Annotated in this window: 8 protein-coding genes; all 8 read left to right on the top strand. The window is 35.7% G+C overall.

The features are described from left to right. Nucleotides 1-59: 59 nt before the first annotated feature. On the top strand, nucleotides 60-545 hold the full coding sequence (locus VSQ61_RS20820) for a hypothetical protein (RefSeq protein ID WP_334346274.1): 486 nt from the start codon (nucleotides 60-62) through the stop codon (nucleotides 543-545). A gap of 60 nt (nucleotides 546-605) precedes the next feature. Further along, a complete protein-coding gene (locus VSQ61_RS20815) occupies nucleotides 606-1,178 on the top strand; it encodes a hypothetical protein (RefSeq protein ID WP_334346273.1) in 573 nt (190 codons plus the stop codon). After that, nucleotides 1,175-2,239 carry a DGQHR domain-containing protein gene (locus VSQ61_RS20810; RefSeq protein WP_334346272.1) on the top strand — a complete coding sequence of 355 codons (1,065 nt, stop codon included), beginning with the start codon at nucleotides 1,175-1,177 and terminating at the stop codon, nucleotides 2,237-2,239. The genes VSQ61_RS20815 and VSQ61_RS20810 overlap by 4 nt, the downstream gene beginning before the upstream one ends. 60 nt (nucleotides 2,240-2,299) lie before the next feature. Further along, a complete protein-coding gene (locus VSQ61_RS20805; RefSeq protein ID WP_334346271.1) occupies nucleotides 2,300-2,899 on the top strand; it encodes a sce7726 family protein in 600 nt (199 codons plus the stop codon). Nucleotides 2,900-3,283: 384 nt separating this feature from the next. Next, the gene (locus VSQ61_RS20800) at nucleotides 3,284-3,820 is read left to right on the top strand and encodes a shikimate kinase (protein WP_334346270.1); all 537 of its coding nucleotides are present in this window, start codon (nucleotides 3,284-3,286) and stop codon (nucleotides 3,818-3,820) included. Between the two features lie 202 nt (nucleotides 3,821-4,022). Then, nucleotides 4,023-5,801 (top strand): hypothetical protein, encoded by a 1,779-nt coding sequence (locus VSQ61_RS20795; RefSeq protein WP_334346269.1) that lies wholly within the window; start codon nucleotides 4,023-4,025, stop codon nucleotides 5,799-5,801. Continuing rightward, nucleotides 5,801-8,119: a phosphoadenosine phosphosulfate reductase domain-containing protein gene (locus tag VSQ61_RS20790; protein WP_334346268.1), complete on the top strand. Its 2,319-nt coding sequence runs from the start codon at nucleotides 5,801-5,803 to the stop codon at nucleotides 8,117-8,119. The genes VSQ61_RS20795 and VSQ61_RS20790 overlap by 1 nt, the downstream gene beginning before the upstream one ends. Before the next feature lies 1 nt (nucleotide 8,120). Continuing rightward, the coding region (locus VSQ61_RS20785) for a hypothetical protein (RefSeq protein ID WP_334346267.1) at nucleotides 8,121-12,254 on the top strand (4,134 nt) is incomplete at its 3' end.

Below are 12,254 nucleotides of genomic sequence, written 5' to 3'. Positions count from 1 at the left end.
TAATGAAATAAGATAGAATAGATTTAAAGAAACAAAAAGATGAAAAAAGAGGTGAAGAAATGGAATCAACAAGCAGAATTTTGCAAAAAAAGATTATGAGTGTGATGGGCGACGGCAAAGAGAGAAATATCTCAGATATGAAAGAGGGCCTGGAAGCAATAGAAGGTTTTAAATATGGAAAGGACTATCGGGAAGGACATCTGGCGGGGTGCCTGCGTGTTCTCATAACCAACAGAGAGCTGGAAAAAACAGGCCGGGGGGTATACAGGCTAAACAGGGCGGCACAGGAACTTTCCCTGGAAAACATTCTGGATATGGATATTGAACTGGAGTCAAATGAGCAAAGAGAAACATGTCTGGAACAGATGAAGCAGGAGACACTTACGGCTATAGAACGGCAATACCACAGTCTGGTAAAACGCATGGATGCGGTGTCATTGTCATCGTTATCCCCGATGGATTTTGAAAATGTAAAGCAGTTATCGGAACTAAAGGAGAATTTAAAAAAACTTTTAGTTAAATATGGCAGAATTTTGCCGCAATAATTTTGCAAATGGAATACAGGCATCTTTTTAGCGTGAATAATCAGGTGTGAGGATAAAAAAATGAAAGATACCAAGCAGGGAAAATGGGACCGGATGCGGGCTCCGTTATATGTGCTCAAAGAGGAAAAATTATATTATATCTGGTTTGTCTTTGTAGTGTTTTTTGGACTGCTCAATATATGGGCAGGACTTCTTCTGATGCGAATAAATGAAATTTCTGCATCTTTACAGGAGGGAATTATTTATACTTATTCAGTATCTATCTGCGCTCCGCTTCTGGCAGAGGATTTTGTAAAGCAGATTGTGAACAAGCGGAAAGGAAAGAATCCGGATTTTGTATCTTATCATGTGACGACATCGGCTGTAAATATTATCTGGATTTTAATTTTAGTATTTCTCTGGCTGGGTGAACTGCGGGGAGAGATTTGGCTGCAAATAGGGTGTGGAGTAGTGTCTTCCTTTTTTGCTTTTTATATGTACTGTGTGGGGCAGATGGAACAGCATAAAGTTGTTCTGAAAGATTATGATGATACGGAATATCTGGATGCAGAACGGCAGCAGATGGATATGACAAAAGAAGGCGCCCGCATAGTGGATAAGATTGAAGATAATGAGGGGGAGATTGAACTATGAGATGTACGCTTCCGATATTGGAGATTACTCAGCCGGTAGGGACGTTTTATGTAGGAAAAATGAATTCCAGGAGGCTAATCAAAATTGCAAAAACAGTACGCAGGGACGAAGATGGAGAAGGAATACAGAGAGCGCTTTCTGAGGAACGCTCTAAGGCGATTGCAAAATATTGTCAGGATCCGGATGCGGCTTTCCCAACACCTATTATTTTAGCGGTAAAAGAAGAAGACGTTATTTCTGTGAAGGGTATGGAGAATATTCCAGGGCTCTATGAACTGGTTTTTGATGACAAAAAACATTTTGCGGAAATTTTAGATGGACAGCATCGTGTGGAAGGAATTAAACTGGCAGGTGGTTTTGAAACGGATTTGATGATTGTGGTTATGTTTGATTTGACGGAAGAGGAAAAAGCGTATATTTTTTCCACAATCAACAGCAACCAGACTAAGGTAGACAAATCCTTAATCTATGATTTGTTTGAACTCAGCGCAGAAAGGAGTCCTTATAAGACCTGCCATGAGATTGCACGGATTATGAATTCTGATCGGCAGTCCCCGTTCTATGGAAGATTAAAAATGCTGGGGAAGAAAGGGCAGAGTAATATGGTGCTGTCCCAGGGAACTTTTGTCAGTTATCTATGCAGATTAATCAGTAATCGTCCTCAAGAAGATATGATCCGGATCAAACGGGGAGAAGAACTTGAGGAGAATTCCAGATATGTACTCCGCCAGTATTTTATTAAAGAGCGGGATGATGTGATTTTGAAAATCATGATGAATTATTTTGGAGCTGTGGCGGCAGTATTTCCGGAGGAATGGGAACAGAGCGATCGGTACATATTAGCAAAAACTACAGGTTATGGAGCACTGATTAAAGTATTTCCGGCATTGTTTGCGGAGGGGGTAAAAGAGCGCAAATTGTCGAGAGCTTTTTTTGAGGAAAAATGGCATGGCATCCGCAGATTTTTGAAGGAGAATGGAATCCAGCTGAGATCCAGTGAAATCCCGTCCGGTGAACAGGGGCAGAGTTATCTGGCGGAATGGTTTCGGAAAGGGTTATAAAAATAGAACCAGGCGATGAAAAAATCTGTACGGAAATAGAAACGAAAGTGACGTATTATAATGCTGTATGACAAGGATATTAGGGAGCCGCTGTTTGATTATCTGGAAGCGAAATATGGTAAGGTTCGTATCATAGAGGAAAAGCAGATGGGCAGCTCCCGGGCGGATATTGTGATGATTCTGCCGGATGAAATCGCCGGGATTGAGATAAAGAGCGATGCGGATACCTATGCGAGACTGAAACGGCAGGTTAAGGACTATGACAGGTTCTTTGATCGGAATTATGTGGTGGTAGGGTCTACCCATGCCATGCATATAGAGGAGCATGTACCGGAGTATTGGGGGATTATTTCGGTGGAGTGGCTGGATGAACGGGTGGATTTTTATATGATTCGGGAAGCAGTTCGGAATCCGAAGGTGGAAATGAAGTGGAAGATCCGGATTCTCTGGCGGCCGGAGATGGCACATATTCAGGAGATTTGCGGGATGGCCAAGTATGCGGGGAAGAGTAAGGAGTTTGTGAGGGAAAAACTTGTGGAACGGGTGCCGGGGGAGATTTTGAATCGGTTGATGAGTGAGGAGTTGTTTGAGAGGGATTATACAGAGATTGAGGGGAGGATTCGGGAGTTTCAGGGGAGGAGAAGGCGGAGGAAGAGGTAGAACAAGAATGGAATTTTATTCATCATATAGGCTATAAATTGAAAATATAGCCTATATGATGAATAAAATTGGATATTTTTTGGGAAAGCATACTTATTAAAGAAAGAGCATGATTTGTACATGGATTGCACGTATATTGTTGACCTGACTTTTAGGGTTACGTATAATAGATGATAGATAGGTAACAGGAAGTTGAAGAATTATGAAGGGGGTAAATGTTACTTTCCGTGTAGATGAAAATTTGAAAGCACAGGCAGATCCCTTTTGCGATTAGTAAAAATGTAGCAAATGCCGTTGCTCTGGCTGCTATGGAGACGGCTGAAAATGATGAGGATGTCTATGGGCCTTTTTGATAGTGATTTGTTTTGAATGATGGGTGAGAGAATGACAATACTTTTATTTGGTGTATCAAATGTGGGAAAGACAACAGCTGGGGAAATATTGGCCTACAGGATGGGGTATGAATTTTATGATTTGGATGATGAAGTAAAAAAGTATTACAATACAACTCTTGAAGACTTTGTAAACACGGGCACCCTTTTGGATAGAGATAGAAAGAGGGGATGCGTAATTGATATGATCATGAGGAAAAAGGGGGATAAGGTGTTTGTCATTTCCCCTATTTCTTATCCGAAGTATTTTAATCGATACTTTACTCGTGAAGATGTGCTTGCAATAGAGTTGCAAGATTCTCCAGAGCATATATTTGAGAGACTTGTTTTTAGTGATGAGAATGATCGTATATACAAAGATGATGGATATAAAAATGCTCATAAACGATATTATATTTCTGAGATAAAAAGGGATATTTTAGGGTATAGACGCTCATTTGCGAAGGTGGAAAATAAGTTTTATATGGATAATGATACGGCTGAGATGGTGGTGGAGCGGATTGTTGAGAAGTATTGCTTGGGAAATTAGAGATGCCTTTTGAGAGAAAATAGTTTATGGGGCTTGTGGAATAAGGAAAGTTTAAGTATAGTAAAAATGATACTGTATTATTTAGATATGATATTGGTTTGGAGATGTTAAATCCATTAGTTATATTACAAAGAAAAGTTAATTGGGAAAATTAAGAAGCGAAAAGAAAAATATAACAACTACATAAATATTGGAGAATGTTATGAAAAGGCAACCCAAATGGGATAAGTATGAGGTAGCGTTGCTGATTGAGGCCTATCTTAATATAAAAAATGGAAACAGGGATAAAATAGAAGCATTACAGGAACTTTCGAATCACCTTAGAGAGAAGGCAATAAATGAAGGAATGGAAATAGACGAAACATTTCGTAACTTAAACGGGATGCGGTGGCAAATGGAATATATTGATTGTGCGTTTAAAAAAGCAGGTTATGGGAAGCATATGCCATCAAAATTATTTCAGAGTATAGTTGATATGTATTTGGAGGACGAGGAAAGTTTTAAGAAAATTTTAAATGAAGCAAAACTTAAAATTGGTGAAAAGTATTTAGACATGGATACTAAAAATATTGAAGAAGAGAAGAATGGTATAGCGAATAGGTATGAAACAAGGCTTATTCAGCTTGTTGCAGAAAAATTTGTATATGGATTTCGGCTGGGTTCTGTAATTGAGCTAATGAAATTAAAAAAGTATGCACAAGAGGAAAACATTGATATTAAAGAGGTTGATGAAGAAATTATAAAAATTATAAAACAGAATGGCTTTGTATCTAATGGAAAAGTTTTTATAGTTAATGATGCCTTCAAAAAGGAAATCAATGGGATATTAGCAGAATGTTTTGAACAAGATATTTCAATAATTTATTATGAATGTTTTATGGAAATACATAGGGATTGGCTTGAAATACATCATATTGTTACTGAAAATATTTTGAAAGAATTTTTAATAGAGACAAAAAAGGATTTATTTTTTGCGAAAAATTATTTTAGCAAATGTAAAAAAACTACTGAGCATATTGCGGTGACAAATGAAATATACCGAATATGGGGAGATGAAATCAAGTTATCAGTAGAAGAGATTTCAAATAGATTGCCATATATACCAATAGAAAAAATAAGGTTTTATTTAACTATAAGTAAGCTATTTGTTTGGATATCTGAGGGTGTTTACACATGTGTAAAAACACTTATTGTTACAGAAGAAGAAGAAAAAGAAATAGTTGATTTTGTGAGCTATGAATGTAAAACAAGGGGCTTTACTTCACTGAGCGATATTCCACTTGGAGACATTATTGAAGAAAATTATGAACTTTCGAAAAATACAATATTAAATGCAATTTATAACAAGATTCTTTCAAATGAATTTTATCTAAATGGTAAAATTATTACAAAAGGTAAAAAAGATATTGATGTGGTTACATTGATGAAAAAGTTTTGTGTAGAGAAAGAGGAGTGTACTTTTGACGAGGCTATGAATAAAGTTAATGAATTAATTGGAGTCAAAGATCAGAGAGCGGTGTATTTGGCGCTTTATGATACAATGATTCGAGTGAATAAAGAGAAATTTGTGGCAGATAGATTGGTATGTTTTGATATAGATGCTATAGACTATGCTATTGAGCCATTTATAAAAGGAGGTTTTGCGGCAATTAAGGAAGTAACAACATTTGCACTTTTTCCGATATGTGGTCAAACATGGAATCACTATTTATTGGAGAGTTACTGTTATAAATATAGTAAAAAATACAGGTATCGTGCAAACTTGCTTAATGGTCGGAATGTGGGAGCGATTGTTGCATGTGATATTAATTGGGACTATAAAGAACTTTTATCACATGTTGCTGCGCAAGCAAACATAAAACTTGAAAAGGAACAAGTAGGAAAATACTTATTTGATACTGGTTATATGGCAAGAAGTAAATTTAATTGGCTTGATGATATTATTGATAGGGCAAAACAAATTAGAGAGGGAAAAGAATAATGTATTCATATACATATGATATTGAGACGGGAGGAATTTTATTAAATTCTACACCGACTAATTTTTCAAAAGAACCAAGGCCAGTATATGCTGATGAGATGTATTTGCTGGGGTTTGATCAATTTTTTGAATATGAAAAACAAAATAATATTCCATATATGTGGGCGGAAGCAAATGTCTATTGGTATCGGGGAATTCAAATTGCAAAAGCGAAAGGGGGAAGTCTTTATAGTGCTCCAGAGTTGTTGGTAGAACATGATAAAAATGGAAGAGTTTTATTTGGAAAAGATAGTGGACATGTTCTTGCTGAAATAGATATATCGACTATGTGTAAGAAGAATGAGGAGCTTCTTGCAGTAATTGAAGAGTTCACTATAAAGAAAATTATAAAAGAATATGAAAAGCTTCGGGAAAAGCTGGACATATTTCATGTTGCATTTAGTGGGGGCAAGGATAGTGCAGTATTACTAGATCTTGTAAAGAGGGCATTACCCAAGGGAAGCTTTGTTGTTATTTTTGGTGATACGAGAATGGAATTTCCAGACACATATGATGCAGTGAAATATACCAGAGAGCAGTGCGAAAAAGAAGGGATTCCGTTTTATGTAGCTCAATCTCATTTTGAACCAGAAGAAAGTTGGAGATTGTTTGGACCACCTGCCAGAGTTCTTAGATGGTGCTGCAGTGTACATAAAAGTACACCACAGACATTGAAGATGAGGGAGATAACAGGAAAAGATAACTATGTTGGAATGGACTTCGTTGGAGTTAGAGCACACGAAAGTGTAACTAGAAGTAGATATGGATATGAGAATTTTGGAAAGAAACAAAAGGGCCAATATAGTTATAATCCCATTATTGAATGGACGTCCGCAGAAGTTTGGTTGTATATTTTCAAAAATAGTATATATGTAAATAATACATATAAAAAAGGAAACTCAAGAGCAGGATGCTTATTTTGCCCAATGGGAGGCGGAAAAGGTGATTTTTTACAATATGCTTCATATCGAAATGAAATTGATAAATATATTACAATGATAAAATCGATGGATGCCAGGGATGCAGGGGATGTGGTTGCTCTTGATAGTTATGTATCTAATGGAGGATGGAATGCGAGAAAAAATGGACGAGATCTTACAATAAATGAGCAACATTATAAAGATGAAATAAAAGATGAAAAGGTTGTCATTACTATAAGCCAGCCAAGGACAGACTGGCGAGAATGGATAAAAACATTGGGGGAGATACCATTTGAATATGAATATGAAGATTGCAGAGATGGGTATCGAATTTTGTGTAACACTGATGTGATAAAAAAATATCCGGCATATTTTAAAAAGTTCAAACAGGTTTTTAAAAAGTCCGCCTACTGTGTGGGATGCAGAGTATGTGAGACAAATTGTCGAAAAGGATGTATATCTTTTAAGGGCAAGCTTAGTATTACGAATTGTATTAACTGTGGACAATGCCACGAAATAGATGATGGATGTTTAGTATATCATTCATTAAGAACACCAAGTGGAGAGGGAATTATGAAAAAGGAAAGTATTAATTCATTTGCAAATCACGCACCGAAAACGGACTGGGTTCAGAATTTTTTTGATTTAAAAGAAGAGTATTGGAATGATAATATGCTTAATAAAAAGAATCAGGAGCCGAAATTGAAAATTTTTCTTAGAGATGGAGGATTTACAGATGCTAAAGGAGCTACAACAGAACTTTTCAAAATTGTTTCGGGTTATGGCTATACACATCCAGTTACCTGGGGATTGTTTATGGCAAATTTTGCATATAACAAACAGTGTAGATGGTACATTGAAAATATGGAAATAGGAGTTTGTTATCCAAGAAATGATATAAGTACACTTCTTGTTAGTGCAGAAAATGTCAAACCTGGTGATGCTACTTCCATCATTAATGCATATAAAAGACTGTGCGCATTACCATTGGGTACAGAATTTGGTTTTGGGTATGTGGAAATGAATGGAAAACAGATTGATTCCCTTTGCAGGACAAAGTGTAATATTTCTGACAATCGGGTTTTGCTGTACGCACTATACATATTCGCCGAAAAATGCAATTTAGATAAAGAATTCCATCTCTCATATCTTTATGATGAAGATACTGACAGAGATGGTATAAGTCCGGTAAAAATTTATGGTTTATATGATGAGGGAGAACTAAAGTCCATGTTACTTGGATTATCAAGTTTATACCCTGATTTTATTAATGCAACTTTTACTAATGATTTAAAAACAGTTACACTTTATGATAAAAATTCAGAGGATGTATTAGGATTGTTCAGGGAGGAAATATAATATGGCTAACAGATACAGTGATTATTTTAATGTGGATGAAGAATATTTTCCGTGTTTTGATGAATCAGCCATACATAGAGGGGCAACCTGGAATGATACATATCCTCATAAAACATTTATAGAACTTTTAAATGCTGCAGAAAAAATGCTTGGAGGAACAACAAATAGGTCACTTTGGATTCATGGAGCATATGGTACAGGCAAGTCAAAATGTGCGTATGCATTAAAAAAGATTCTTGAGGTATCCGAAGATGAGCTTAGGACATATTGGAACAAATATGATCAGCTGAAGAATAATCAGCCATTGTTAGGAAAAATTTTAGGACATAAAGAGCAGGGGATAGTATGTGCTTACAGATATGCATCTGGTAGTATTACTACACCACAACAACTTTTTACAGCTGTGCAGGAAACTATAAAAACAGCGTTGGATGACCAGAATGTAGCTTATAAGGGAGAGAACACTTTAAAGGAAAGCGTTATAGCATGGCTGGAGGATACAACACATAATACGTTTATGAATGATCTTTTGAAAAAGCCAGAATGGATATCTACATTTTCGCAAAGTACAGCGGACGAGATTATTAATGCATTGCGAAAAAGTGATGATGTGTCAAAGCTTATGGAACACATCTTTAAATTGGCTGCAAAAGAAGGGATAACAGCACTTTCTCTTGATGCGGATAGTATTAGAAAATGGATCTTAGATATTATTAAGCAGAATAATGGCATAAAGATTGTTTTTGTTTGGGATGAATTTAGCGATTTTTTCCGTCAAAACAAAAATTCATTTAGTGAGTTTCAAAAACTTGTTTCAATTTGTCAGGAAGCACCATTCTACTTTGTTGTTGTGACACATCCTATTTCATCAATAAGCATAAATGATGATTCATGGAAGATAGTTCAGCAGCGCTTTGATAAAATAGAAATTGCAATGCCATCTAACATTGCGTTTGATTTGATTGCGGATGCATTTAAACCAAAGCCAGAGGCAGTGGAGAATTGGAATCAATTGATGGATGATTTGAATGCAAGAGTGAGCTCTTCACGACAGGCAGTTATGAAGTCATCAGATGTAACAAATGAAATTGTTATGAAAAATATGCTTCCAATTCATCCTATGACAGCTATTACCTTAAAAAATATAGCAGTGGCGTATCAAGCTAATCAAAGAAGTATGTTTGATTTTATTAAAACGCCTAAAGAATTGGACACACAAGCTTTTCAATGGTTTATACAAGAGTTTGGTCCAGAAGACGATAGACCGTTTATTACGATAGACAGATTGTGGGATTTTTTCTATGTGAAAGGATCGGAATATCTGACATCAGATATAAAGTTGATTCTTGGAACATTTCCACAACAGACTATGCTTACAGAAAAGGAAAAAGTGGTTCTTAAAACAGTGCTGATTATGCAAGCTATTGATCAAAGCCTTGGCGGAGAAGTTGAAGTTCTAAAACCAACAGACCAAAATCTTAGTTATGCATTTGAAGGGGATTTTGACCAATATGAAAATGAATGTAGAGGAATTGCAAAAGGACTGGTTAATAAAGGCATACTTATATTGACGCCTATCGGGGATAATAAAAAAGTTTATAATGTAGCAGTGCTTGCTGGAGATGGGGCCAAAATTGAGCAGCATAAAAAGGAGATAAGAGATAAAAGTACAATAGTAAAATTGACAGCGGATGCAGCTCAGCTTCCAACAGCTTTGAACCTGCCACCTGCATTAAAACTGAGGTATGGTATATCGCCAGATAATGGGGATTTACCGATAGTAACAGTATCTAATTTTATCAAGATTATGGATGATCTGAAGCATAAAGAGACTAGCTGGCATTTTAAGGCAGTTCTTGCGCTTGCAAAGACAGAAGATGAAGCTCAATATTTTCGGAATATTATTAAAGAGACTATATCAAAGGAAGAATATAAAGATATTGTTGTAGTTGATGCTCTTTCTATACCTTTAGGAGTGGAGGCATTTGAGCAGTATGTTGACTACTCTGCAATGACAATGTATTACACCGGAAATAGTAATCAGCAGGCAAAAGATAATGCAAGAAAGGCAAGTGATGTTTTAAATAGGGAATGGAAAGAGCGGATTTATAAGGGACAATTTATAGTTTATACATATGCTAATCAAAATGGAGAAAAAGCAAATAATACCAATGAATTATATGCTATCTTACAGACAATAGTGTTGATCCGATTTAACCATGTTATGGATTTTACTAAAAATTTGATAGAGTCTCAGTTTAAATTGACTCAAACAAAACAGATTGCCAGATATGGTATTGGCGGTATAGAGATAAAAGGACTGATAGCAGGATGTGAAAAGAGTGTCCTTGGAAAAGTATGGGATAAGCCGGAATATTGGAATGATCCGGGACTGGAACGAGAGCATATTGTGATTATTAAAAAAGCTGTAGATAAAATTATCAGCGAAGCTTTTCAAGACAGTGGTAAAATTTCTATTGGAGAAATCTACGATTATCTTGAAAGAACCTTTGGATTTTCTCAATGTAATCTTTCCGCATTTATTACAGGGTTTCTGCTTAAAGAATATAGCGGTAATCCTTATAGAAGCATGAATGGAGAAGGACATCGTGAAGAAATGACTCCTGAAAAATTAGCAGAGATGATAGGAAATTATATTGGAAAGATGCCAAAGCCTACCTATATTGTTAATTTGACAGAAGAGGAAAAAGCTTTTTATGAACTTACAGAAACCGCATGGAGCATAGAGCCAGATACGTGCAATTCTCCCAGCCATGCAGGTTCTTTGATCAAAAATAAAATGAAAGCTCTCATTTATCCTGTATGGTGTTTGGAGGATATAGACAGCTATGGCGTATATGATATTGTAAAAGAATATATTGTTTTGGTACAGGAAGATGGAGAACGGGCCCACGATATAGCGAATGTCATTGGAAAAATGGCAATGCAGCGCCCTTCATCTGGAGATAATTTGAAGATGCTCCTTACTGCGGAGAATTGTAAAAAGGGTATGAAACAATATCTTCTTCGATTTGAAGGAGGCAGATTGTTAAATCTAGCAAAAGATATAGGAGCTGAAGATCTAGTATTATCTGATATTAAAAATGTTTTTTCTGTTGAATATTCGGCATATTGGAATAATTCTACAGGTGAAGATGAATTGTACAAATTGATGGTAGAATATGAGGTGGTTAAACAAACAAATTATTTTTTAAATGTAATGAATAAATCCAAAGACGATGCCTTTGAATCATGGAGAGAAACATTAAAGTTCATAGGATTTTCCGGTGAAGCTGCACAAAACAAATATCCTGCATTACAAAAAGTGCTTATGTATCTTTTAAATATTGCGAAAAAAGATGATATGCTTCCAGATGCAATGCAACAGTTCAGTAAGGAAATGCATGAACATTCCACAGAACTTAACAGTATATTAAAAGAAAGAAATGTTGCATTTATGGAAATATACGCTCCATATTTAGAAGGTTTCAATGAAATAGAATGTGATGAAATACGAAAATCTATAAAAACAAACATGTTTGTTGAGGGAATTACCCAAGGCAATGGAAATGTAAAAAGAGCTGCTGATGAGTATAGAAAGAATCAAATAAAAACTCAGATGTATAATCTTTGGAAAAGCAAGGCAGAAGGAACAAAAAATCCTAGGGAGTGGTCAAATAGGTTTCGGGTTCCTATTTTGTGTTGCATAGACAATAGTATATATAATGAAGCAAAAAGGGCTTTTGCGGTTTTGAACAGTAGTATTCAAAGTGATGCAGAAATTAAAAGTACAATTGAATTTTTAGAAAACGCTGTTTTCTTTACAGACATTAGTTATGCTGAGTTTAGGGAAGAATGTTTTTGTAAAGTAGTAGTTGGTGAATATGCAAATATGCTTCCAAATATAGATGATGTTAAAGATGCAATAGAGACGCTCGGATATGAAATATACGAGTGGGTAGATAATCCGGTAGTAAAAAATAAAATTAAAGAACTTGCCATAGTAGAGTATAATGCAGGTGGAAGCGAAAGGGCTATTAGTACGATTGATAAAATGTCAGATTCTGAACTTAAGGGCTGGTTAAAAGAACTAGTTAAGAAAGATCTTGAGTTAGGAATTAAAATAATCAAGAAT

Source organism: Candidatus Merdisoma sp. JLR.KK006, from assembly GCF_036941035.1.
Classification (GTDB): Bacteria; Bacillota; Clostridia; order Lachnospirales; family Lachnospiraceae; genus Laedolimicola.
Note: the sequence above shows the minus strand (reverse complement) of the source record. Positions and strands in the feature narration are given on the sequence as shown.